Source organism: Comamonas sp. Z1, assembly GCF_008121555.1.
Lineage (GTDB): Bacteria > Pseudomonadota > Gammaproteobacteria > Burkholderiales > Burkholderiaceae_C > Comamonas > Comamonas thiooxydans.
The window spans coordinates 163753-188810 of the sequence record NZ_VOQT01000006.1 but is presented as its reverse complement, the minus strand read 5'-3'; the positions used below and the strand labels follow the sequence as shown (position 1 = coordinate 188810).

At 63.5% G+C, this 25058-nt stretch carries 19 protein-coding genes; 7 read left to right on the top strand and 12 right to left on the bottom strand.

Translation table 11 applies throughout. The features are described from left to right. The first annotated feature begins 50 nt into the window (after positions 1-50). Complete coding sequence (locus tag FSY45_RS13635; RefSeq protein WP_003069668.1) at positions 51-800, top strand: enoyl-CoA hydratase/isomerase family protein; 750 nt, start codon at positions 51-53, stop codon at positions 798-800. Between the two features lie 72 nt (positions 801-872). On the opposite strand, the gene FSY45_RS13630 is transcribed toward FSY45_RS13635, so the two are convergent. Continuing rightward, on the bottom strand, positions 873-2960 hold the full coding sequence (locus FSY45_RS13630; protein WP_046461735.1) for an acetoacetate--CoA ligase: 2088 nt from the start codon (positions 2958-2960) through the stop codon (positions 873-875). 173 nt (positions 2961-3133) lie between these two features. Between FSY45_RS13630 and FSY45_RS13625 the strand changes: the two genes are divergently transcribed. The 4 genes from FSY45_RS13625 to FSY45_RS13610 all read left to right on the top strand — a co-directional run bounded on the left by FSY45_RS13625 (position 3134) and on the right by FSY45_RS13610 (position 9048). Then, positions 3134-5044 carry a B12-binding domain-containing radical SAM protein gene (locus FSY45_RS13625; protein WP_046461734.1) on the top strand — a complete coding sequence of 637 codons (1911 nt, stop codon included), beginning with the start codon at positions 3134-3136 and terminating at the stop codon, positions 5042-5044. A 232-nt stretch (positions 5045-5276) separates the two neighbouring features. After that, positions 5277-6599, top strand: coding sequence for a solute carrier family 23 protein (locus tag FSY45_RS13620; RefSeq protein WP_003069662.1), 1323 nt, complete (start codon positions 5277-5279; stop codon positions 6597-6599). 237 nt (positions 6600-6836) lie between these two features. Then, positions 6837-8351, top strand: a complete 1515-nt coding sequence (locus FSY45_RS13615) for an acetyl-CoA hydrolase/transferase family protein (protein WP_046461733.1) — start codon at positions 6837-6839, stop codon at positions 8349-8351. 223 nt (positions 8352-8574) lie between these two features. Beyond that, positions 8575-9048, top strand: a complete 474-nt coding sequence (locus FSY45_RS13610; RefSeq protein ID WP_034382695.1) for a PaaI family thioesterase — start codon at positions 8575-8577, stop codon at positions 9046-9048. A 769-nt stretch (positions 9049-9817) separates the two neighbouring features. On the opposite strand, the gene FSY45_RS13605 is transcribed toward FSY45_RS13610, so the two are convergent. The 7 genes from FSY45_RS13605 to FSY45_RS13575 form a co-directional block, all read right to left on the bottom strand. Continuing rightward, complete coding sequence (locus FSY45_RS13605) at positions 9818-10519, bottom strand: ABC transporter ATP-binding protein (RefSeq protein ID WP_046461732.1); 702 nt, start codon at positions 10517-10519, stop codon at positions 9818-9820. A 136-nt stretch (positions 10520-10655) separates the two neighbouring features. Then, on the bottom strand, positions 10656-11426 hold the full coding sequence (locus FSY45_RS13600; protein ID WP_046461731.1) for an ABC transporter ATP-binding protein: 771 nt from the start codon (positions 11424-11426) through the stop codon (positions 10656-10658). Next, positions 11419-12513 (bottom strand): branched-chain amino acid ABC transporter permease, encoded by a 1095-nt coding sequence (locus tag FSY45_RS13595; protein WP_046461730.1) that lies wholly within the window; start codon positions 12511-12513, stop codon positions 11419-11421. The genes FSY45_RS13600 and FSY45_RS13595 overlap by 8 nt, the downstream gene beginning before the upstream one ends. 159 nt (positions 12514-12672) lie before the next feature. Then, complete coding sequence (locus tag FSY45_RS13590; protein WP_046461729.1) at positions 12673-13542, bottom strand: branched-chain amino acid ABC transporter permease; 870 nt, start codon at positions 13540-13542, stop codon at positions 12673-12675. A 154-nt stretch (positions 13543-13696) separates the two neighbouring features. Continuing rightward, a complete protein-coding gene (locus tag FSY45_RS13585; RefSeq protein ID WP_003069648.1) occupies positions 13697-14860 on the bottom strand; it encodes an ABC transporter substrate-binding protein in 1164 nt (387 codons plus the stop codon). 190 nt (positions 14861-15050) lie between these two features. Continuing rightward, positions 15051-16613: a benzoate-CoA ligase family protein gene (locus tag FSY45_RS13580; RefSeq protein WP_148748107.1), complete on the bottom strand. Its 1563-nt coding sequence runs from the start codon at positions 16611-16613 to the stop codon at positions 15051-15053. A gap of 3 nt (positions 16614-16616) precedes the next feature. After that, entirely contained in the window at positions 16617-18179 is a 1563-nt protein-coding gene (locus FSY45_RS13575; RefSeq protein WP_046461775.1) for a 3,4-dehydroadipyl-CoA semialdehyde dehydrogenase, read from the bottom strand. 167 nt (positions 18180-18346) lie between these two features. Between FSY45_RS13575 and FSY45_RS13570 the strand changes: the two genes are divergently transcribed. Further along, entirely contained in the window at positions 18347-19249 is a 903-nt protein-coding gene (locus FSY45_RS13570; RefSeq protein ID WP_046461727.1) for a helix-turn-helix transcriptional regulator, read from the top strand. 6 nt (positions 19250-19255) lie between these two features. Here the strand turns inward: FSY45_RS13570 and FSY45_RS13565 are convergent, their stop codons facing one another. The 4 genes from FSY45_RS13565 to FSY45_RS13550 all read right to left on the bottom strand — a co-directional run bounded on the left by FSY45_RS13565 (position 19256) and on the right by FSY45_RS13550 (position 23580). Beyond that, positions 19256-20932: an acyl-CoA dehydrogenase family protein gene (locus FSY45_RS13565; protein WP_046461726.1), complete on the bottom strand. Its 1677-nt coding sequence runs from the start codon at positions 20930-20932 to the stop codon at positions 19256-19258. A 95-nt stretch (positions 20933-21027) separates the two neighbouring features. Further along, a complete protein-coding gene (locus FSY45_RS13560; protein WP_046461725.1) occupies positions 21028-21861 on the bottom strand; it encodes a M48 family metallopeptidase in 834 nt (277 codons plus the stop codon). A gap of 37 nt (positions 21862-21898) precedes the next feature. Next, positions 21899-22816, bottom strand: coding sequence for a DMT family transporter (locus FSY45_RS13555; protein ID WP_046461724.1), 918 nt, complete (start codon positions 22814-22816; stop codon positions 21899-21901). Positions 22817-22884: 68 nt separating this feature from the next. Then, complete coding sequence (locus tag FSY45_RS13550; RefSeq protein WP_003069633.1) at positions 22885-23580, bottom strand: AraC family transcriptional regulator; 696 nt, start codon at positions 23578-23580, stop codon at positions 22885-22887. Positions 23581-23683: 103 nt separating this feature from the next. Here FSY45_RS13550 and FSY45_RS13545 point away from each other — a divergent pair, with 103 nt between their 5' ends. Then, positions 23684-25042, top strand: coding sequence for an MFS transporter (locus FSY45_RS13545; RefSeq protein ID WP_223305695.1), 1359 nt, complete (start codon positions 23684-23686; stop codon positions 25040-25042). The last annotated feature ends 16 nt before the right edge of the window (positions 25043-25058 follow it).

The window sequence follows — 25058 nt, the reverse complement described above, 5'->3', positions numbered from 1 at the left end:
GATGCACCTCAGAGGCCTGTGTCTGTGCAGGTCTGGATGAAAATACAGTCATGTCTCCAGAGCTTTTGATCCAGGGCGCCTGTGCCAGCATCACCTTGCGCCGTCCCGAAGTTGCCAACAAACTGCTGCCCGAAGACCTGATCGTGCTGCGCCGTCAGATCGACGAGGTCAACGCCAGCCCCGCGGTGCTGGTGCTGACGCTGCAGGCGGTGGGCAGGCATTTCTGCAGCGGTTATGACATTGGCGAGATCGCCAACAGCCAGAACGAGGGCAGCTCCTTCGGCGAGATGGTGGATGCCATCGAGAACTGCCGTCCCGTCACCATTGCCGCGATTCAGGGCGGCGTGTTCGGCGGCGCCACCGATATGGCACTGGCCTGCGACTTCCGCGTGGGCGGGGCCAACAGCCAGATGTTCATGCCCGCCGCGCGGCTGGGCCTGCATTTCTACCTTTCGGGCCTGGAGCGCTATGTGACCCGCCTGGGCGTGGATACGGCCAAGCGCCTGTTCCTGAGCTGCGAGAAGCTGCAGGCCCAGGCCATGAAGGACTGCGGCTTTCTGACCGATCTGGTGGACGGCACCGATATCGGCGAGCGCGTGATGCAGCTGCAGACCACCTTGGCCGGCATGGCGCCGCTGGCCTTGCTGGGAATGAAGAAACATCTCAACGCCATTGCCCGCGGCGTGCATGACAAGGCCGGCATCGATGCTGCCGTGCAGGCCACCATCGCCTCGGCCGATCTGAAGGAAGGCGGTGCGGCCTGGCGCGAAAAGAGAGCTGCCCGCTTTCAGGGGCACTGATCCCCAAGAAGGGACGGTAATCCTTTGCAAGGCGGTGGAGGCCACCCAGGCCCTCGCACCGCGCCTGCCGCGTCAGGACACTGTGCCTGCTTCTGTCCTGGCCAGATATTCCCTGGCAAAGCCTTCGTACCAGTCCAGGCAGCCTGGGTTGGACATGGCGTCCTTGTTGACCACCTTGGCCAGCGGCTGGCCCAGCAGCAGCTTCTTGATGGGCAGCTCCTGCTTCTTGCCGCTGAGCGTGCGCGGTATCTCGGCCACGGCAAAGATATCGTCGGGCACAAAGCGGGGCGACAGCGCCGAACGGATGGCCTTGTTGATGCGCTCGCGCAGCGCCGCATCGAGCTCCACGCCCGGACGCAGGGCCACAAACAGCGGCATATAGCTGTCCTTGCCCAGATATTCGAGATCCACCACCATGCTGTCCAGCACCTCGGGCAGGGCCTCGACGGCGCTGTAGATCTCGCTGGTGCCCATGCGCAGGCCATGGCGGTTGATGGTCGCATCGCTGCGACCGTAGATGATGCAGCCGCCCTCGCCAAGCAGCTTGATCCAGTCGCCATGACGCCAAACAGGCCCCATTTCGGCGTCACCATCGCCGCCGCCCGGTTGGCGGCCATGGCCGGCCGGGTACATATCGAAGTAACTCGACAAATAGCGCTTGCCGTCCGCATCGCCCCAGAGAAACAGCGGCATGGAGGGAATGGGCTGGGTGCAGACCAGCTCGCCGACCTCGTCCATCACGGGCTGGCCCTGCTCGTTCCAGGCCTCGACGGCGGCGCCCAGCTGGCGGCATTGCATGACGCCGGGCACCAGCGGCAGATCGCGGTTGCCGCCGATAAAGGCGCCCGCGAAGTCGGTGCCGCCGGATAAGTTATTCCACCAAATATTGGCGCGGCCCAGTTTCTCGAATTGGTCTGTACCCCATTGCTGAACTTCAGCAGACAGCGGCGAGCCCGTGCTGCCCAGCCCGCGTATGCGCGACAGGTCGCCGCAGCTGGACAGCTCAAGGCCGGCCTTCATGCAGTTGGCATAAAAGGCCGCGCCCGAACCAAAGCTGGTTACGCCGGTCTCGGCCGCAAAGCGCCACAGCGTGCCCCAGTCGGGCTTGTCCTTGCTGCCGCCGGGGCTGCCGTCGAAGATCACGCAGCTCGTGCCGCCCAGCAGGCCCGAGACCTGGGCATTCCACATCACCCAGCCCGTGGAGCTGTACCAGTGGTAGCGCTCGCCCCAGCTATTGGGCTCGTAGCTGCAGCCGATGTCGTTGTGCAGGGCCTTGAGCTGCAAGGCCACCAGCACCATGCCGCCATGGCCGTGGACTATGGGCTTGGGCAGGCCCGTTGTGCCGCTGGAGTAGACGATCCACAGTGGGTGGTCGAAGGGCAGCCACTCTGCCGTGAAGGCTGCCGTCTCCGCATCATTTCGTGCGGTAACGTTGGTGTAGTCTGCGGTGTCGGCTATCTTTATCGAGGTATCCAGATTGGGCACCAGCACCACGTGCTGCACGCTGGGCAGGCCCTGGCGCAGCTCCTGCAGGACCTCGCGGCGGTCTATGTCCTTGCCTGCGTAATGCACGCCGTCCACGGCGATCAGCGCCTTGGGCGCTATCTGCTTGAAGCGGTCGAGCACGGCATGGGTGCCCATGTCGGGCGCGCAGATGCTCCAGATGGCGCCCAGACTGGCGCAGGCCAGAAAGGCGACGATGGCCTCGGGAATATTGGGCAGATAGGCCGCGACGCGGTCGCCCTTGGCGACGCCCTGGGCACGCAGATGCAGGGCCAGGGCCGCCACCTGGCGCTGCAGCTCGGGCCAGCTCAGCTCGCGCTGCAGACCCTGCTCGTTGCGGCTGATGACGGCCGGCATGCCGGCGGCATGGGCCGGCTGGACATGGCGCAGCACCTGCTGCACATAGTTCACTTGCGCGCCCGGGAACCACTGCGCACCGGGCATGGTGTTCCCGGCCAGCACCGCGCTGTGCGGCGTGGGCGACTGCAGATCGAAGTAGTCCCAGATGCTTTGCCAGAAGGCATCGAGATCGCTGGTCGACCAGCGCCACAGCGAGTCATAGTCGGCAAAGCTCAGGCCGCGCGTTTCATGCAGCCAGTTCTGGTACAGCCGGATCTGAGGGATATAGGGAGCGGGGTGTTGCGGTGCGGAAGACATGGGTCCAGCCTAGCGCTGCAGCCCTTGCAAGTCATTGGTGGTGGCCCCGCCAGATGTCACCTGTGCAGCAGCGCGGTCGGCTGTATGGGCGCACACGAGCACAGCTGAGCGGTCAAACCGATAATCGGGGCCTGTTTACACCGTCAACGGCGCATGCCGGCGACCCGCACCCCATGTCCGCTTTGCCCACCCGCGTGCTGGCCGTCATTCCGCCGATGACGCAGCTCAACACTCCCTACCCCTCCACGGCCTATCTGACCGGCTTTCTGCGCTCGCGCGGCATCACCGCCATGCAGGAAGACCTGGCACTGGCCCTGGTGCTGCAACTGCTCTCGCCCGATGGCCTGCGCGCAGTGGCCGAGCGCATCCAGAGTCTGCCTGCCAGGCAGCACACGCCTGCCGTCCAGTCCTTTGTCGCGCAGCAGGAGCGCTATCTGGCCACGATCGCGCCCACGATTGCGTTTTTGCAGGGGCGAGACTCCACGCTGGCCCATCGCATCGTGGGGCGCCACTTTCTGCCCGAAGGCCCACGCTTTGCCACGCTCGATGTGTATGAGGACGAGGAAGGCGGCGATCCGCTGGGCTGGGCCTTTGGCGCTTTAGGCCTGCAAGACAAGGCCAAGCATCTGGCCACGCTATACCTCAACGATCTGGCCGATGTGCTGCGCGATGCCGTGGACGAGCGCTTCGAGTTCGTGCGCTATGCCGAATCGCTGGCCGGCAGCCAGCCCAGCTTCGATCCGCTGGCCAGCGCACTGGCGGCAGAGCCGAATCTGGTGGACGAAGTGCTGGAGCGCCTGACGCTGGAGGCCGTGGAGCGCCACCAGCCCACGGTGGTGCTGCTGTCCGTGCCCTTTCCGGGCTCGGCCTATGCGGCGTTTCGCATTGCCCAGACCATCAAGCGGCGCTTCCCGCAGATCGCCACCGTGCTGGGCGGCGGCTTTGTCAACACCGAGCTGCGCGAGCTGGCCGAGCCGCGCGTGTTCGACTACTTCGACTTCGTGACCCTGGATGCGGGCGAACGCCCGCTGCTGGCGCTGCTCGAGCATCTGCGCGGCGAGCGCGGCAGATCGCGCCTGGTGCGCAGCTTTGTGCGCGGCGACGATGGCAAGGTGCAGTACGTGAACATGATGGAGTCCGACATCGCGTTTGCCGAGGTCGGAACGCCCACCTGGGACGGCCTGCCGCTGGACCGATACCTGTCGCTGCTGGACATGCTCAACCCCATGCACCGTCTGTGGAGTGATGGGCGCTGGAACAAGCTCACCGTGGCCCATGGCTGCTACTGGAAGAAATGCAGCTTCTGCGATGTGAGCCTGGACTATATCGGCCGCTACGAAGGCGCCAGCGCCGCCGTGCTGGCCGACCGCATCGAGGCCATCGTCGCCGAGACCGGCCAGACCGGCTTTCACTTTGTCGATGAAGCCGCGCCGCCCAAGGCGCTCAAGGCGCTGTCGCAGGAGCTGATTGCGCGCAACGCCGGCATCTCCTGGTGGGGCAATGTGCGCTTCGAGAAGACCTTCACGCCCGAGCTGGCCGAGCTGATGGCCGACAGCGGCTGCATCGCCATCTCCGGCGGCCTGGAAGTGGCATCCGACCGGCTGTTGGCGCTGATGAAAAAAGGCGTGACCGTGGACCAGGTGGCACGTGTGACCAAGGCGTTTTCGGAGGCAGGCATCCTGGTCCATGCCTATCTGATGTACGGCTTTCCGACGCAGACCGTGCAGGACACGGTGGACGCGCTCGAGTATGTGCGCCAGCTGTTCCTCAACGGCTGTATCCAAAGCGGCTTCTTTCACCGCTTCAGCTGCACCGTGCACTCGCCCGTGGGCCTCAACCCCGAGGAATACGGCATCGAGCTGCCGCCGCTGCCCGAGGGCAACTTTGCCAAGAACGACCGTCCCTTCATCGACCCCACGGGCGTCGATCACGACGCACTGGGCGCGGCGCTCAAGAAGGCCATCTACAACTTCATGCACGGCATCGCGCTGGAGGAGGATGTGCGCATGTGGTTCCCGTTCAAGGTGCCCAAGCCTACGGTCAAGCGCGATCGCATTGCGCACGCGCTGCAGCAGAAGCAATGAATTTGATAGCTTCTTGCGCTTGCTGATCAATCACTTCATATCTATTTATTAATGAAATCATTGATGGGTTGGCGCTGGAAGCTATGTATTTGATAGTCTGACGTTCTGCCGCCGTTTTCCCGCGTGTGCAAGAGACCACAGTCCCTGGTTTACCAGTGCTTGCACGACCCCAGCGGGCAAGCACTGCTTGCCATAATCTGCTCCGTTTTTGATATCTCCAAGGAGCGATGGGATGGGAATGTTTCAATGGACGGAGCGATCGTCCGATGTCTTGCAGGGCGGTGGCGTCATCGGCCCCGATGAGCGACTGCCCTGGACGCAGACCGGTTTGATGGGTATCCAGCACGTGATCGCCATGTTCGGCTCCACGGTGCTGGCTCCCATCCTCATGGGGTTCGATCCCAATCTGGCGGTGTTGATGAGCGGCATCGGCACGCTGATCTTCTTTCTCATCACCGGCGGCAAGGTGCCCAGCTATCTGGGCTCTTCCTTTGCCTTCATCGGCGTGGTCAACATCGCCACCGGCTATGTGGCCAGCCAGGGACCTGCCAACGCCAATATCGGCGTGGCGCTGGGCGGCATCATTGCCTGCGGCTTTGTCTACATGCTGGTCGGCCTGCTGGTGCAGATGGTGGGAACGGCCTGGATCGAACGCTTCATGCCGCCCGTGGTGACGGGCGCCGTGGTGGCCATCATCGGCCTGAACCTGGCCTCGATTCCCATCAAGAACATGGCGTCCAACAACTTCGAGTCCTGGATGCAGGCGCTGACCTTTGTCTCCGTGGCGCTGGTGGCGGTGTTCACGCGCGGCATGCTGCAGCGCCTGCTGATTCTGATCGGCCTGATCATTGCCAGCGTGCTCTACGCCGTCTTCACCAACGGCCTGGGCTGGGGCAAGCCCGTGGATCTGAGCGGCGTGCTCAATGCCGCCTGGTTCGGCATTCCCAGCTTCCATGCGCCGGTGTTCACCAGCAATGCCATGCTGCTGATCGTGCCCGTGGTCATCATCCTGGTGGCCGAGAACCTGGGCCATATCAAGGCGGTGACCGCCATGACGGGCAAGAACCTGGACCAGTACATGGGTCGTGCCTTCATCGGTGACGGCGTGGCCACCATGGTCTCCGGCGCAGCCGGCGGCACGGGCGTGACCACCTATGCCGAAAACATCGGCGTGATGGCGGCGACTCGCATCTACTCCACGGCCGTGTTCTTTGTGGCGGCCCTGCTGGCCGTGCTGCTGGGCTTCTCGCCCAAGTTCGGTGCGCTGATCCAGGCCATTCCCCTGCCCGTGATGGGCGGTGTCTCCATCGTGGTGTTCGGCCTGATCGCCATTGCCGGCGCCAAGATCTGGGTGGACAACAAGGTGGACTTCTCCGACACCAAGAATCTGATCGTGGCTGCCATCACCCTGATCCTGGGCACCGGAGAATTCACGCTGAGGTTCGGCGAATTCGCGCTGGGCGGCATCGGCTGCGCCACCTTTGGCGCCATCATCCTGTATGCGCTGCTGACCATGGGCGAGCGCAAATCTGAAACCAAGGTACAGGCCAAGTGAGTGCCAACATGTAATCGGGGGAACATTCCCCTGACAGCAGCGCGGGGCCTTTGCCGAGAATTCCGGTGTTAATGTTCCGCGCTGGTAACATTTCTCTCTGGAGATATGCCGCCCTACCCGGGCGGTTTTTTTTGGAGGTGCCAGCCTGAGCGCCGAGCATGAGCCGCAAGAATGCCAGCGCGTTGGCGCCGGTCAGGCTCGCGTGCCGGGCCGGGGCCTCTGAGTTTGGAGCATGCAATGTCCATCGCAGATCGCGTACGTTACCCAGAATTCCTCTCGCGCGTCATGACGGCCGAAGAGGCCGCCGCCCTGATTCCCCACGGTGTCAATGTCGGCATGAGCGGCTTTACCGGAGCCGGTTATCCCAAGGCCTTGCCACAGGCCATAGCGGCCCGTGCCAAGGCAGAGCATGCCCAGGGCAAGCCCTACAAGATCAATGTCTGGACCGGCGCGTCCACCGCCGCCGAATGCGACGGCGTGATGGCCGAAGCCCACGCACTGGGTCAGCGCCTGCCCTTCAACACCGATCCCATCGCGCGCAAGGCCGTGAACTCGGGTGAGATCGACTTCATCGACATGCACCTGTCCCATGTGGCGCAGCATGCCTGGTTCGGCTTTCTGGGCCATATGAATATCGCCGTGATCGAGGTGCTGGGCGTGACCGCCGATGGTCTGCTGATCCCGTCGACGGCCGTGGGCAACAACAAGACCTGGCTGGAGATCGCCGACAAGGTGATTCTGGAAGTCAACACCAAGCCGCCCGCCCGGATGGAGGGCATGCACGACATCTACTACGGCACGGCCATCCCGCCGCGCCGCATGCCCATCAACATGACGCATGCCGATGACCGCATCGGCGATGCCTACCTGAAGGTGGACCCCGCCAAGGTCGTGGCCGTGGTCGAGACCCACAAGGGCGACCGCGACAATGTGTTTGCCACACCGGACGAAAACTCCCAGAAAATAGCCGGCTACATCATCGACTTCCTGGCCCACGAGATGAAGATGGGCCGCCTGCCCAAGGAAATGCTGCCCATCCAGTCGGGTGTGGGCAATGTGGCCAATGCCGTGCTGGCAGGCTTGCTGACCGGCCCATTCGAGAACCTGCTGGGCTTTACCGAAGTGCTGCAGGACGGCATGCTGGATCTGCTGCGCGCGGGCAAGATGAGCAAGGCCTCGGCCACCTCCATCTCGCTGTCTGCTGCGGCCTACAAGGACTTCGAGGACAACATCGACTTCTACCGCGAGCGCATCATCCTGCGCCCGCAGGAAATCTCCAACCACCCCGAGCTGGTGCGCCGCCTGGGCATCATCGCCATGAACTCGATGATCGAGGCCGACATCTACGGCAACATCAACTCCACCCATGTCATGGGCACGGGCATGATGAACGGCATCGGCGGATCGGGCGACTTTGCACGTAACGGCTATCTGTCCTTCTTTGTCACGCCCTCGGTGGCCAAGGACGGCAAGATCAGCTGCATCGTGCCCATGTGCTCGCATGTGGACCACACCGAGCATGACACCCAGATCATCGTCACCGAGCAGGGTCTGGCCGATCTGCGCGGCCTGTCGCCCAAGCAGCGTGCGCAAGTCATCATCGACAGGTGTGCCCATCCGGACTACCGCGCCCAGTTGCAGGACTATTTCGACCGCTCGCGCCAGCAGGGTGCACAGCACACGCCGCATCTCCTGACCGAGGCACTGTCCTGGCATCAGCGCTTCATGGACAAGGGCGATATGCGGGGCTGAGTTACCCCCTGAGCCGCTTTGCGGCTTCCCCCAAGGGGGACGACACCATTGCTGCGGGGCGGCGGGGCCGCCTAGGCTCTTGCTTGGTGTCTCTGATCTGGTAGCTGGTGAACTGGTCGCCGTGTACTAGTCCGCTTGGTGCTGGCGTCTGCTGCTCCAAGTCCTTAGCATCGAAGGACGCTCTGCAAAGAGCGTCCTTTTTTCATGCACCACAAGGACTGGTATGGCGATCTGGACCCGAGAGCTCGATCTGAAAGCGCTGAACGCAGGCAGCGCAAACACTGCAATTTCCCACCTGGGCATTGAGTTCACCGAATACGGCGACGACTATGTACGCGCCCGCATCCATGTGGATGAACGCACCTGCCAGCCCTATGGCATTTTGCACGGCGGTGTCAGCGTGGTGCTGGCCGAGACGCTGGGCTCCATGGCCGCGGCCTGCAGCATTCCCGAAGGCTACCGCTGCGTGGGCCTGGGCGTGACTGCCAATCATGTGCGAGCAGGCCGCAAGGGCAGCTGGATCACCGCCACGGCGCGGCCCACGCACCTGGGGCGCACCACGCATGTCTGGGCGGTGGAGCTGCGCGATGAAGAGGGCAAGCTGACCTGCAACTGCAGCCTGACGATGGCGATCCTGCCGCCAGAGGCGGCGAAGAATGTGCGACTGGATGCGGCTTCGTTGGGTGGGGTTCAGTAGGTTTTTTGTTTGCGAAACTGCTTTGTTTTGAGGATATAGGCCGGGTTTCGCCCGGCTGGCGACCTACTTTCTTCGCAAGAAAGTAGGCAAAGAGCAGGCCCCTACTGCCCACGTCCCTCCGGCTTCGCCTGTGGGCAACCTGCGCCGACAACCTCTTGTTGCTGTCCGGCAAAACTCACTTCGAGCTTCGCTCTTCGTTCAAACACATTGCCGTAAAAGTGATGACGATGCGTCTGCACTCTACGGTGCAGCCGCGCGCCACAAGAGGCTGCCGTCGCAGGCGTGGGCACAAGGGGCAATACCGGAGACAGGATAGCTCCGAGATAAATTTGATAGCTGCCACCGCAATTCATATAAGCGATTGAGCCTGATTTCGCCACAAGTCTTGCAGGCTGTCCGCTCCCACCCGTCTGGCTGTGCCTGCGGCACGCGGTTCAGGCTGCGGGCAATGCTGCCGCAGGACAACATTGCTTTGTGAACTGGCTTGCCGCCGTTTGTCTGAGCGCAGCGGCATGCCGCGCAGCGAGTTGGGCGGCACCGTAGGCTGAATTGTGTGACGCAGGTTTACCCGGAGCGAAGCGCAGGGACACAGGCAATCGGATAGCGCTCTTTGCCTACTTTCTAGCGCGCTAGAAAGTAGGTCGCCAGCCGGGGCGAGTCCCGGCCTCTGTCCATAAATCAGGTACCCAGTTTCACTCCAAACATCAAACAGAGGAAGTCTCAAAAGCTTATCTATCAGGCGTGAACAGCTATCAAAACAAGACGACAGTCAAACTCCCAACAACACCGACAACTTCTCCGGCTGCTGCAGCAGATCCGCGGACTCAGCCTGCAGCGCAAGCCGGCCCTTCTCCATCACCGCCGCATAGTCGGTATGTGCCAGCACCTTTTTGTAATCGCGGTCCACGATCAACGTGGAGATGCCGGTTTCACGAATCTGTGCAATCACGCGCCAGATTTCGGCTACCACCAGCGGAGCCAGTCCTTCGGTGGCCTCGTCCAGAATCATGAGGCGCGGATTGGTCATCAGTGCGCGGCCGATGGAGACCATCTGCTGCTCGCCGCCCGAGAGTTGATCGCCGCCGTTGGACAGTCGCTCCTTGAGGCGTGGAAAGGTTTCCAGCACACGCTCGTAGGTCCAGCCCCGGCTGCCGTCCAGGCCGGCTCTGGCGCTCATCAAGAGGTTTTCCTTGACGGAGAGATTGGGGAAAACGCCGCGCCCTTCGGGGACGTAGCCAATGCCGAGACGCGCCATTTTCTCGGGGGCGGAATTCGTTACCTCCTTGCCGTCGGCAAACACCCGGCCCGAACGTGCCGCCACATAGCCCATCAGCGTGCGGATCAGCGTGGTCTTGCCCATGCCGTTGCGGCCCAGCAGGCCCACGGCCTGGCCCTGAGGAAGGTCCAGCGAGATGCCGTGCAGGATATGGCTGTCGCCGTAAAAGCTGTGCACCTCTTGCAGGCTGAACATGGCATGGTTCGAAGCCCCGGAAAGTGGGCGCGTGCCAGAGGCAGCAAGCAAGGGCTGCCCCGCAGCGATGGTGCCGTCCCGCTCCCGCGCAGCGAGAGAGGGGGAAGCGGCAGAGCCGCTCAGGGGGTGCCTTGTTTCAAGCATGCTCTTCTTCTCCCAGATAGGCGGTGCGCACGACCGGGTCGTTGCGAATCTGATCGGGCGTGCCCGTGGCGACCACGCTGCCGTTGACCATGACGGTGATGCGATCGGCGATGCGGAAAACGGCATCCATATCGTGCTCCACCAGCAGCACGGCATGCGCGGATTTGAGCTCCTGCAGCAGCTCCAGCATGCGTTCTGTCTCTTCGGCGCCCATGCCTGCCAGAGGTTCGTCCAGCAGCAGCACGCGCGGCGCCGTGGCCAGACACATGGCGACCTCCAACTGGCGCTTGGCACCATGGCTCAGGCTGCCGGCGATGCGCCCGGCATGCTGGTCAAGACCTGCGCGCTGCAGTGCAGATTGCGCCCGCTGCATGCTCGTTGCGCAATGCTGGGCCGATTCCCAGATGCGCCAGGGCCTGGGCAGCGCCTGGGCCTGGGCCGTGAGGCGACAGTTCTCCAGCACCGTGAACTCGGGAAAGATGGTGGTGCGCTGATAGCTGCGCCCGATGCCGGCCTTGGCGCGCTGCGGCTGCGGCATCTGCGTGACGTCCCGGCCTTCAAGCGCAATGCTGCCGCTGCTGGCCGCTATCTCGCCCGAGAGCATGTTGATCAGCGTGGACTTGCCTGCGCCGTTGGTGCCGATGACGGCATGGACCTCGCCCTGGTGCAGATCCAGGTCCACATTGTTCACGGCCACCAGCCCGCCAAAGCGCCGCGTCAGGCCGCGCACCGACATCTGGGGAGCATTGTCCGCATTAGCCATGATCTGCTCCTTGCTGGCCGGCGCTTGCCGACTGAGACTTCTGCGCTGCTGCCTTCTTCTGCCATTTGTCGTTGATGCCTACCAGCCCCTTGGGCAGCAGCGCGACCAGCGCGATGATGGAGATGCCCAGCGTCAGCTGCCAGTGATCTGCGGCATTGCCAACGATGGCATGCGTGCTCAGCAGCTCCTTGAGCAGCACAAAGGTGATGGTGCCCAGTACGGCACCGCGCAGCGAGCCCACGCCACCCAGAATCAGCATCAGCAATACCTCGCCGGAGTGGTGCCAGGCCAGCAGCTCGGGGTTGACCACGGCATCGCGTGCGGCCAGCAGAAAGCCCGCCAGACCCGCCAGCGCACCGGCAATCACAAAGCCGGCGAGCTTGTAGCCGTAGGTGGCAAAGCCGGCAGCGCGCATGCGCTGCTCGTTGACGCGAATGCCGGCCAGCGCATGGCCGAAGCGAGAGTGGCGCAGCATGGCGATGAAGGCATAGACCAGCACCAGCGCGGCCAGTACCACGAAGTACTGCGTGCTGCTGCTTTCCATGTCCAGTGCTCCGATGGCCGGGCGCTGCATCAGGTAGATGCCGTCGCTGCCGCCAAAGTAGCCCACGTCGTGCACGACAAAGAAAGCCAGTTGCGCGAATGCCAGCGTGACCATGATGAAGTACACGCCCTTGGTGCGCAGACTCAGGGCCCCCACCACCAGCGCATACAGACCCGAGACGCCGACGGCGGCGCCCAGCATGACGAGAAAGTTGCTGCCGTCCTGGCCGGCAGCCTTCACCGCCGCATAGGCACCCAGGCCGAAGTAGGCGGCGTGGCCCAGACTGACCAGCCCTGCGCCGCCCACCAGAATATGCAGGCTCAGAGCAAAGATGGACAGGATCATGATCTTGACGACCAGATCGGAGAGATAGGCCGACCAGAAGGGCTGTGCGGCAGCCAGCAGCGCTGCAACAGCCAGCGGCAGCACCACAGCTACCCACACGCTTTTGGCGCGAATGGGGCGGCTCTGGTTGGTGACGGCCGGTGCTTCTGCATAGGCCTGATTGGATTGCGGCAGCGGCGTATAGGAGGTGTCGCTCATATCAGTGATCCTTGACACTGCTTGCAGAATTGGCGTGAACCAAGCAGGGGACATGGGGCAAGGGCCTGACCGGCCGCGCTGCCCAGCAGCGAAGGTGTTGTCCCCGTCTCGCGTGGCGAGCAAGGGGGGAAGGCGCGAAGCGACTCAGGAGGAGCTTCATCATCTCTTGCCCATCAGGCCTTCCGGGCGCCATACAAGGATCACGGCCATCAGCAGATAGATGCTCATGCCGCTGAGTTCCTGGAAGAACACCTTGCCGAAGGTATCCACAAAGCCCACCAGCAGCGAGGCAATCAGCGCTCCGGTGATCGAGCCTATGCCGCCGATGACCACCACCACAAAGCAGATGATGAGAACGCTGGAGCCCATGTTCGGATAGACCGAACTCATGGGCGCGGCGATCATGCCGGCCAGGGCCGCCAGGGCCACGCCCACGGCGAACACGATGCGGTAGAGGCGCTTGATGTTGATGCCCAGGCCGCGCACCATGTCGCGGTTGCTGGCACCGGCGCGAATCATCATGCCCAGGCGCGTGCGGTTGACGGTGTAGTACATCAGCAGTGCCACCAGCAGGCAGGCGGCGGCGGCAAACACGTTGTACCAGGGGTATTGCATCATGCCCATGAGAGGGAAGCTGCCGGCCAGCCAGGCCGGCTTTTCCACGCCATGCACATCGTTGCCCACGAGGATGGCGCGCAGGCCTTCAAACACCAGAATCAGGCCATAGGTCATCAGCACCTGCTGCAGGTGATCGCGTTCGTAGAGAAAGCTGAAGAATGCCCATTCGAGAAAATAGCCCAGCACCACGGCCAGCACCACGCCGACCAGCAGCATGGCGATGAAATGCTGGCCCAGATAAGGTGCCAGCGAGAACGCCACGTAGGCTCCGATCATGTAGAAGCTGCCATGGGCGAGGTTGATCACCCCCATGATGCCGAAGATCAGCGTCAGGCCGGAGGCCAGCAGAAACAGCAGCAGTCCGTACTGAATCGAGTTCAGGCACTGCACCAGAAAAGTGGCGAGATCCACGGCAATCCTTGTTGAAGCAGGAGGCTGCAAAGCGGGGCATACAGCCCGGCGAATCGTCGATTCGCGCTGGAGACGAGGTGCTCTGTCGCAGGCGGCACCGAAGGTGCGGCAGGACAGAGCAAGCAGGTATCGAGGGCGGTATGGCTCGCGTCTATTACATGCGGCAGCCGCGGGCCGGGTCCGCTAGCGCCTTCACCGCCACGCTGATCTTCTTGTTTTCCTTGCCGTCGACCTTGCGCAGATAGATGTCCTGCACGGGGTTGTGGGCCTTGCTCAAGGTGAAGTCGCCGCGCGGGCTGGCAATCGTGGCTTTTTCGATGGCAGTGCGGAAGACATCCTTCTTGCCAATGTCGCCGCCGGCGGCCTTCAGGCCCACGGCCAGCATCTGTGCGGCGTCATAGCCTTGCACGGCATAGACATCGGGCTGCAGCTTGTAGTTCTTGGCGTAATTGGTGCGGAAGGCCTGATCGCGCGCCGTACCCAGTTCGTCGGCATAGTGCAGCGTGGTCAGCATGCCCTGGGCGGCCTCGCCCTGAGCGTCCAGCGTGCCGTCGGTCAGAAAGCCCGGTCCGTAGAGCGGAATGGTTTTGGACAGGCCCGAGGCGTGATAGTCCTTGACGAATTTCACGGCACCTGCGCCCGCGAAGAAGGAGAACACGGCATCGGGCTTGGCCGCTGCGATCTCGGTCAGCAGAGCCTGGAATTCAACGTTGGGAAACGGCAGCGTCAGCTGCTTGCTGACCTTGCCGCCGCTTTTCTCGAAGCCTTCCTTGAAGCCGTTGACGGCCTCTTCACCGGCAGCGTACTTCCAGGTCAGGGTCATGGCATTTTTCTTGCCTTCCTTGGCTGCGACCACGCCCATGGGGTAGGCCGTCTGCCAGTTGGAGAAGGAGCTGCGGAAGATATTGGGAGCGCACATGGGGCCGGTGACTGCATCGGCTCCCGCATTGGGCACGATGAGCACGGTGCCGCTTTCCTTGGCGGCCTTGGCCATGGCCATGGCCACGCCGGAGTGCACGGTGCCGATGATCACATCGACCTTGTCGCGCTTGATGAGGCGGTTGACGTTGTCCGTTGCCTTGGCGGGATCTGACTCATCGTCGACCTTGAAGTATTCGATCTCGCGCCCGCCCAGCTTGCCGCCTTGCTCGGCTACCTGCATGCGAAAGCCGTTCTCGATCGCCACGCCCAGGGCTGCATAAGTGCCGCTGAAAGGCAGCATGAAGCCGACCTTGATCTTCTCCTGCGCGATGGCGCTGCTGCCGCTTGCGGCGGCAGCCAGTGCGATTGCGCTCCATATTGCCCATTGCTTGCTCATGCTTGTCTCCTGCTGGTTGATGGACGAATGCCGGCTTACTCTCAGATCAACGGTTATGACTGGCTGTGGTGCTGGGGTTGGCACTGATGCACGAGCGCACTCTAACAACTTTAGGTTTAAAGCAATACCAGCGATTGCCCTAGTTTGTGACTACTGTTTTGATAGCTTCTTGCAACCTTGCGATAAGCAATTAGCGCGGCTTGGATTCCAGCTCACGCAAACGAAAGCGCTGGATCTTTCCTGTCGCGGTCTTTGGCAGCTCATCGACAAATTCAATGAAGCGCGGGTATTTGTAGGCGGCCAGCCGATTCTTCACAAAGGCCTTGAGTTCAGCCTCGCTGGCGCTCTGTCCGGGCTTGCACACCACATAGGATTTGGTCTTGGTCAGGCCCTGTTCGTCGGTCACGCCGATCACGGCCGCCTCAAGTACGGCAGGGTGCTGCTGCAGCGTGGATTCGACCTCGAAGGGCGAGACATAGATGCCGCTGACCTTGAGCATGTCGTCGCTGCGGCCTGCATAGGTGTAGTAGCCGTCGGCATCGCGCACATATTTGTCGCCGCTCTTGAGCCAGGCACCCTGGAAGGTGTCGCGCGTCTTGTCGCGGTTGGCCCAGTACATCAGGGCCGCGCTCGGGCCCTTGATGTAGAGGTCGCCGATCTCGCCATCGGCCACGGGCTGTCCGTCCTCGCCGCGCAGCTCCACCGCATAGCCGGGCACAGGTTTGCCGGTGCTGCCGTAGCGTATATCGTCCGGGCGGTTGGAGAGGAAGATATGCAGCATTTCGGTGGAGCCGATGCCGTCCACGATATCGGCGCCGAAGTGGGTCTTGAAGCGCTGGGCAGTCTCGGCCGGCAGGGCTTCGCCTGCCGACGAGCACATGCGTAGGCTGACCTGTTCGCGTGCCGGCAGGGTGGGGTGAGCCAGCATGCCCGCAAAGCCCGTAGGCGCTCCGAAAAACACTGTGGGCTGGTGCTCGGTCCAGCGCCTGAAAGTGGCTTCCGGCGTGGGTCGCTCGGCCATCAGCACCACGCTGGCTCCCACGCTCAGGGGGAAGGTCAGGGCATTGCCAAGGCCGTAGGCGAAGTAGAGCTTGGCGGCGGAAAAGCAGACATCGTTTTCGTTCAGGCCCAGCACCGGTTTGCCATACAGCTCGGCCGTCCAGTAGGGGTTGGCGTGGGTATGCACCGCCCCCTTGGGTTTGCCGGTGGAGCCCGAGGAATACAGCCAGAAGCCGGGGTCGTCGCCCATGGTTCTGGCGGCATGAGCGAGCGGCATTTGCTGCTGCAGCCAGGGCTGCAGCGGCTCGAAGGCCGGCGGCAGGCCTTGCGGTGCTTCATCGGGCCTGGCGACCCAGATATGGTTGACCTCATGCTGCGCCTGCTCCAGGGCCTGCTGCACCACGGCAACCAGCGCGCCATTGGTCACGATCGCCTGAGCACGGCAATGCTCGAGCATATAGGCGTAGTCGGCAGCAGTGAGCAAGGTATTCACCGCCACCGGCACCACGCCTGCGTACATGGCTCCCAGAAATGAGATCACCCACTCGCGCATATCGTGCATGACCAGCAGCACGCGCTCCTCGCGATGGATGCCGGCAGCGAGCAGGCCATGGGCCAGGCGGCGCGCCTGCTCCTGCAACTGAGCATAGCTGAGCGTGCCCTGGTCATCGGTGTAGGCGTTCTTGTCACCGCGCCCCTGGTTGAGATCGAACAGATGCTGGGCAAAGTTGAAGGCTTGGCTGAAGTCGGTCATGGCTCATGCTCCCGTCGTTTCGGCCAGTGCCTGCAGAAGCTGTGGTGCGGCTTGTATGGCGCTTTTGCGATGATAGAAATCCAGTGCCCGCAGGCCGCCGAGTTCGGAGCCGCCGCCGGCGCGGCCCGGACCGCCATGCAGGGACTGGGGCATGACATTGCCGTGGCCCGTATGCAGCCTGGCGACAGCGGGCGTGACCACGTGCACGCGGCCGTGGCTGGCTGCGAGATCGGTGGCGGCTGCGGCCAGGGCCTGGTCGTCATCGCCGTAGATCGAGCAGACCAGCGAGCCCTGGCCGCGATGCGCCAGTGCCAGGCCATGTGCCAGGTCACGGTAGGGCATGAGCGTGGCCACCGGGCCAAAGACTTCCATGTCATGCACGAGTGCACTGCCATCGGGGTCCTGTGTTCCCAGCAGCACGGGCTGGGCGCAGGCGGCAATCGCCGGGTCGGCATCGATCAGCGCATTACGCCGGCCGTCATACAGGGCCGTGGTGTGCTCCAGCAACCGGCCCAGGCCCTGCTGCACGCTGTCGTACTGCTCGCGGCTGACCAGAGATCCCATGCGTACGGCGTCGTTGCGCGGGTTGCCCACGGCGATCTTTGCCAGTTGCGCACCGAGGGCCTGGGCCACATCGTCGTACAGAGCTTGTGGTACCAGCACGCGGCGTATGGCCGTGCATTTCTGGCCGGATTTGACCGTCATTTCGCGCACCACCTCACGCGCCAGCAAGGCGGCAGCTTCGCTGTCCGGGCCATGGCCGGGCAGCAGCAGCGCGCAGTTCACGCTGTCGGCCTCGATATTGCTGCGCACCGAGTGGCGGGCTATGGCCGCGTGAGAACGTATGGTCGAAGCCGTCTCCGCAGACCCCGTGAACGAGACCACATCCATGGGGTGCAGCTGATCCAGCAATCCGGCAGCGCTGCCGCAGACGATGGACAAAGCGCCCGGCGGCAATATGCCGGCATCGATCACATCCTTGACCATGCGCTGGGTCAGCCAGGCGGTGGCCGTGGCCGGCTTGACGATGACGGGCACGCCCGAGAGCAGGGCCGGTGCCGCCTTCTCCCACAGCCCCCAGGCAGGGAAGTTGAAGGCGTTGATGAACAGCGCCACGCCGCGTGTCGGGACCTGGATATGCCGGGACAGAAAGGCACCGTCTTTGGCCAGCGCCACGGCTTCGCCGTCGCTCAGATGCCTCGCATCGCCGAGCGCCGCGCCCCATCTGGCGTATTGGTTCAGGGTGTAGATGCCACCATCCACATCGACGGCGGTGTCGTTTCTGACGGTGCCGCTGTTGGCGGTGGATATCTCGTAATACACGTCGCGGCGGCTTTGCAGCACGGCGGCAATATCGGCCAGCAGGCTGACGCGCCGGGCGTAGCTGAGGGCTCGCAAGGCCTTGCCTCCTGTGTCGCGTGCGAAGGCAAAGGCGGCGCCCAGATCAAGCCCTGTGGCATCGACACGCACCAGCTCTGCTCCCAGTACCGGGTCGCGTAACAAACTGCCCGGGCCGCTGCCGGTTTGCCAGCGGCCAGCCACATGGTTGGCCAGTAACTCGGTCATGGGGGTCTCCTGAAGTGCTGTTCTGATCAGCATCAAATCTTTGATGAAACATGCAATATTGTGCGTACAATCAAAAGATAAATACGAGACAATGCAGTGTCAAGCAATATATTGCATGATTCGCGTTAACCCCGACTGTTTATCATTCACGGCCTCTGAGGAGCTTTATGGATCAGTTAGACATGGCATCCGCGTCGGTTGCGGAAGGGGATGAAGCGGGCAAAAGCCCGTTGCTGCAGGCCTTGGGCGAGAGGGTGCGCAATCTGCGTGCGCGCCGCGGTCTCACGCGCCGCGGGCTGGCTTCGGCGGCCGTGGTGTCCGAGCGCCATCTGGCCAATCTCGAATACGGCACGGGCAATGTCTCCATCCTGGTGCTGCAGCAGATCGCACATGCACTTCAGTGCAGCATGGCCGAGCTGCTGGGCGATGTGACGACGGCCAGTGCCGAATGGCTGTTGCTGCGCGAATTGCTGGAAGGCCGCAGCGAGGCCGATTTGCAGCGCGTGCGACTGGCCGCCGGAGAGATTCTGGGTACCGCACCCATCGGCGATCCGCACCGGGCTTCGCGCATTGCCCTGATCGGCCTGCGCGGCGCGGGCAAGTCCACGCTGGGGCGCATGCTGGCGGAGCAGCTGAATGTGCCGTTTCTGGAACTGAACCAGGAAATCGAGCGCGTCGCGGGTTGCAGCGTGCGCGAGATCTATGACCTCTATGGCGCTGGAGCCTATCGCCGCTACGAGCGCCGCGCGCTGGAAGAGGCCGTGCAGATCTACAGCGACGTGGTGATTGCCACCCCGGGCGGCATCGTGTCAGACCCCGCAACCTTCAACGAACTGCTCAGCCATTGCACCACGGTCTGGTTGCAGGCCCAGCCCGATGAGCATATGAGCCGTGTCGTGGCCCAGGGCGACACGCGGCCCATGGCGGCCAACCCCGAGGCCATGGATGATTTGCGCCGTATTCTGGACGGCCGATCGGCTTTCTATTCCAAGGCCGATCATGTCTTGGACACCAGCGGAAAGAGCGTGGCGCAAAGCCTCAAGCAGCTGAAAGTGCTGGTCGCAGCCTGACGGTATTCACAGGGGCAGGGCACGCTCCAGCACGGCGGCGATGTCAAGTCCTGCGGGGTCAAATGCCCCTACCACCATGGCTCCGTTCTGTGCGCCCAGGCGGGTGTGGATGAAGCCATCGGCCATGTGCTCGGGCGCATGCCTGTGCAGCAGGCAGGCCTGGGCCAGCAGACACAAGTCCTGCACCAGTCGGCGGGCCTGCGGCTCCAGTGCCTCGGGGGAACCGGACAGGCGTTTGGCCAGCGATTGCGCCATCGCCGCCAGAAGGGGCTGGTCGGCAGCCATATCGCCGAGATCCTGCAACAGCAGGCGCGTGGCTTCAGGCTCGCGGCCCATGGCGCGCAGAACGTCGAGACACATCACATTGCCAGAGCCTTCCCAGATGGAGTTGACCGGCGCTTCACGGAACAGGCGCGAGACGATGCTGTCCTGTACATAGCCGTTGCCGCCAAAGACCTCCATGGCTTCGCCCGTGATCTCCACCGAGCGCTTGCAGACCCAGAACTTGGCGGCCGGAGTCATGATGCGCTTCCAGGCGCGGGCCAGCAGATCGCCTTCGGCCTCCGACTCATAGGCCTGAGCCAGATGCATGGCGAGCTGCATGGAGGCTTCGCTTTCGAGTGCCAGGTCCGCGAGCACGGTGGCCATCAGCGGCTGATCCGCGAGATGTCTGCCAAAGGCCGAGCGCTGGCGCGCATAGGCAATCGACTGCACGGTGGCGCTGCGCAAAATGGCCGCGCTGCCCAGCACGCAGTTCAGCCGCGTGTAGCTGGCCATTTCGATGATGGTGGGAATGCCTCGGCCTTCCTCGCCCATGAGAATGCCCCAGGCGTCCTGCAGCTCCACTTCCGAGCTGGAGTTGCTGCGGTTGCCTACCTTGTCCTTGAGGCGCTGCACACGCACGGGGTTCTTGCTTCCGTCGGGACGCCAGCGCGGCACGAAAAAACAGGCATGACCGCCGAGCTCACCGCTTGCCGTGGCCATGCGAGCCACCACCAGATGGGCGTCGCACATGGGGGCCGAGAAAAACCATTTGTGGCCGCGCAGCAGATACTCGCCGCCGCGACCACCCTCATGCACGGGGCGGGCCACCGTGGTGTTGGCACGCACGTCCGAGCCGCCCTGTTTCTCTGTCATGCCCATGCCTATCCAGATGGATTTTTTCTGGTCCAAGGGCAGATCGCGTGCGTCATACTCATGGCTGAACAACCGGGCCTGCAACTGGCTCCATAGCTGGGGCTCTTTTTGCAGCACGGGGATGGCCGCGGTGGTCATGGTGGCCGGGCATAACGTGCCTTGCTCCACCTGGCCGTGCAGGTAGAAGCCGGCGGCCCAGGCGCTCCAGCGGCCGCGGCTTGGACTCTCGAAGGGCAAGGAGATCAGGCCCTGTTTGCGATACAGCTCCATGAGGCGATGCCAGCTGGGGTGGAATTCCACGGCATCTAGCACACGCCCGCGCGCGTCGAAGCGCTGCAGCTCGGGCGTATGGCGGTTGGCGAGCTCGGCATGCTCCCAGTTGTGCTTCTCGCCAAGCTGCTGCGCAAAGCGGCTCAGGGCCGGAACAAAGCCCTGGGCCTGCTGGCGTTGCAGCACTTCCTGCAAGGCCGTGTCGGCCTGCAGCAGATTGATGTCGGTCAGCTCATCGAACTGGTTGAAGACGTCATGGGTGTCCAGGGCCTGCATGCGATCACTCCTGTAGCTGTGCGCTTGTCACAGCCCAATATAGAGCGCCGCATGGCTGACGCAAAGCGGGTTTTCAGCTGCCTGGTCGCTGGTGTTCAGCGCCTGCGTGCCTGCTCGTACAAGCCCATGACGCGCGGCACGTTACCCTCCAGCTGGCGTATGCGATCGGGGCCCGTCGGATGCGTGGAGAGAAAGCCTATGCCGCCTTCGCCCGTGGCCTGACCCATCTTGCGCCACAGACTCACGGCGGCCTGCGGGTTGTAGCCGGCGCGTGCGGCCAGTTCCAGCCCGACCAGGTCGGCATCGCTTTCGTCATTGCGGCTGAACTTGAGGCTGAGCAATTGCCCGCCCAGGCGTGCAGCGGCATTGCCGATATCGCCCAGACCCAGCAATTGCGCGCCCAGCGATATGCCTATGCTGGTGGCCTGGTTCTTGGCCAGTTGCTCGCGCGAATGCTCGCGCAGGGCATGGGCCATCTCGTGGCCCATGATCATGGCGATCTCGTCGTCCGTGAGCTTGAGCTGGTCGATGATGCCGGTGTAGAAGGCGATCTTGCCGCCGGGCATGCAGAACGCGTTGATCTGCTTGCTGCCTATGAGATTGACCTCCCAGCGCCACTGGTTGGCGCGCGGGTTCCACTGCGCGGCATAGGGAATGAGGCGTTGGGCAATGCCGCGCAGGCGTTGCAGCTGCGGGTTGCCGGCGTCTGCCAGTGCGCCCTGGGCCTTGGCCTTTTGCAGCAGCTCCTGGTACTGCTGGGTCGCAGAGCTTTCCAGCGTCTCGGCCGGTACCAGCTGGCGCATCACCGAGGCCTTGCCTACCTCCACCTGAGCCTGCGCTGGCGCGTGCATCAGCGCAGCACAGACCAGTGCGGGCAGCAGGCAGTTGCGGGTGGCGGGCAGGCGCAGGGATGAGATGAGGGCGTGCATAAGCGCCAAGTCTATGCGAGCTGCAGCCTGCCTCGGGTCAGACGGTTTCTGCAGTCTTGCGCTCTGCCTGTACTACCAGCCACAGACCGCCGATCACGCCGAGCAGACCGATCACGGACCACCAGGCGGGGCGCTCGCCAACCACCAACAGCGACAGCGCAAAAGCGGTGATCGGCTCGGCCTTGCTCAGTGCCACGCCGGTCGCGGCAGACATGCCGCGCAGGCCCACGGAGAACAGCAGATAGGCAAAGCCCGTGGCGAACATGCCCAGATAGATCACCACGGCCCAGCCGCCGGCGCTGATCTGCAGCGGCCCGCCCAGCCAGGCCGAAACGGGCAGTGACAGCAGGGCCGCGCAGGCAAACACCCAGGCATTGACCGTGGCCACACGCGATTGCAGCACCAGTGCCTGGTTGACCAGCGCGTAGGCGGCATAGGACAGACCGGCCAGCAGACACAGGGCCATGCCAGCCCATGGCAGATGCTGTCTGTCGGTGGCGGCCAGCGCCATGACAATGCCTCCGCCAACGCCGGTGCAGGTGCCCAGCCACCATTGAGGGCTGGGCATGCGCTTTTGCACCACGGCCTGCATCAGGCCGGCCCAGATGGGGCCGCTGCCTATGGCCAGCGCCGTACCCAGGGCCACGCCGCTGGCCTTGACGCCGGCAAAGAAGCTGAGGTTGTAGATGGCCATGCAGAGGCCGCAGAACACGATGCGCGCCCAGCGCATGGGTTGGCGCGCATGGCCTCGGTCCAGCAGCAGCGCCAGCGCGCCAAAGAACAGCGCGGCCATGACCATGCGCAGGCCGCCCACCCAATAGGGCGAGAGCTGTGCAGGCGCGAAATGCTGTGCCGTGCCCGTGGTGCCCCAGAGCATGGCGGCGGCCAGCACCAGGCCGACAGGGCCCAAGGCGCTGCGGGGCGAGGGAGAAGAGATAGCGGAAGTGACAGACATGAGTGAGTCATCATGCGCGGGCCAGGGCCGCTCATCTGTCGAGAAACGCTTGAAGTGCGAGGGGTGGCTCAGCGGCGCTCGCGCAGCTGGCGCGATGTCAGGCCGCGCTCGCGCCGCAGTGCATAGGCCAGGGCGCTGGCCGATGCGTAGCCGCAGCGCAGCGCGGTCGCTTCGAGTGCCGCCCCCTTTCTGAGCTGCAGCACGGCAGCGTCCAGACGCAGGCCACGAAGCCAGTCCTGCGGCGTGCGATCCGTCAGCTCCACGAAACGGGCGTGGAACTGGGCCACGCTCAGATGCACCAGGTCCGCCAGCCGGGCCGTGGGCCAGCTTTCATGCAAAGCCGCCTGTACTTGGCGCTGCAGCCACAGCAGATCCATGCCGCGACGTTGCAGCAAGGTGGGAGCCTGCAGCACCAGCGCCATCTGCGCGGCGGCTGACAGGCTTGATTGCGGAAAGCGCAACGCCGGGGGCACGGCAAAGCGGCGCAGCTTGTCCAGCCCCTGGGTCATGGGCGCGTCGATCACCAGCACCTGGGTTTGCGGTGCTGCCAGATAGCCGTGGCCGGTACCTGCGGGTATGACCATGCCGCAGGCGCTGTCCACAAAGCTGGGTCTGCCACCCACCTCCAGCTCCATGCGGCCCTGCAGCGCAAACAGAATCTGGGCATGGTCATGGGCATGGGCCTGATGCTCGCCGCTGTAGCTGCGCACCGAGGTCTGTGCCTGGTCAAGCACAGGGCGCGGAGATGCGGTGTCACGGCTCATGGGGCAATCCTGCTTACAGAAAGAGACGACGGTCGCGGTAATGGTAGCGCCCGGCGACTGGCGTGGGCAACCGATAATGCCCTCTGCCTCAGAGAACCAGACCATGACCGAGTCGTCCCAAACAAGTCGCAACCCCTCCTCCGCAGATGTCGTCATCAAGCCCAAGCGCAGCTGGAGCCAGGCCTTCAAGGTCTATGCCCAGCCCACCAGCCTGCGCATGCTGGCTTTGGGTTTTTCGGCCGGCCTGCCGCTGTTGCTGGTGCTGGGTACCTTGAGCTTCTGGTTGCGCGAGGCCGATATCGATCGCACGACGATCGGCTTCCTGAGCTGGGTGGGTCTGGCTTATGCCTTCAAATGGGTGTGGTCTCCGCTGGTGGACCGCTTGCCCTTGCCGGCACTGACGCGGATGCTGGGGCGTCGCCGCAGTTGGCTGTTGTTTTCGCAGCTGCTGATCGTGGCGGGCCTGCTCGGCATGTCCTTCATGGACCCCAAGCAATCCCTGCAGCCGCTGGTGCTGTGCGCGGTGCTGGTGGCTTTCGGCTCGGCTACGCAGGATATCGCGCTGGATGCCTATCGCATCGAGTCCGCCAAGGTCGACGATCAGGCGGCTCTGGCGGCCACCTACCAGACCGGCTATCGCCTGGCCATGATCTGGGCTGGCGCCGGCGTGCTGTGGGTAGCGGCCCAGGTTCAAGGTGATGTGCAGGGCTATATGGTGCAGGCCTGGCATGTGGCCTACACGGCCATGGCGGCGAGCATGCTGGTGGGCATGATCACAGTGCTGCTCTCGCCCGAGCCTGAAGCTCGTCCCATGGCACCGGCACGCAATGCGGCCGAGTGGATCAAGGGCGCGCTGATCGCTCCGTTTGCCGACTTCATAGGCCGCTACCGCTGGCAGGCGTTGCTGCTGCTGGCGCTGATCGGCCTGTATCGCGTGAGCGACGTGGTCATGGGCATCATGGCCAATCCGTTCTATGTGGACATGGGCTATACCAAGGAAGAGGTGGCTGCCGTGACCAAGGTGTTCGGCGTCATCATGACGCTGCTGGGGGGCTTTGTGGGCGGCACCATGGCAGTGCGCTGGGGCGTGATGCGCGTGCTGATGCTGGGCGCCGTGCTGTCGGCCTGCACCAATATTCTGTTTGCCTGGCTGGCTACGCGCGGCCACGATGTCTCGGCGCTGGTCTGGGTGGTCAGCGCCGACAATCTCGCCGGGGGAATCGCCTCGGCGGCCTTCATCGCCTATCTCTCGGGCCTGACCAATGTGCAGTACTCGGCCACGCAATATGCGCTGTTCAGTTCGATGATGCTGCTGGCCCCCAAGTGGCTGGCGGGCTTCTCGGGGGCGTTTGTCGATGCTTATGGTTACGAGGCGTTTTTCCACACCACGGCGCTGATGGGCTTCCCCGTGCTGCTGCTGATTTTCCTGGCATCCAGAGTAAAAATTGGCTCTGACGATTGATGGGTAAGCACTGACA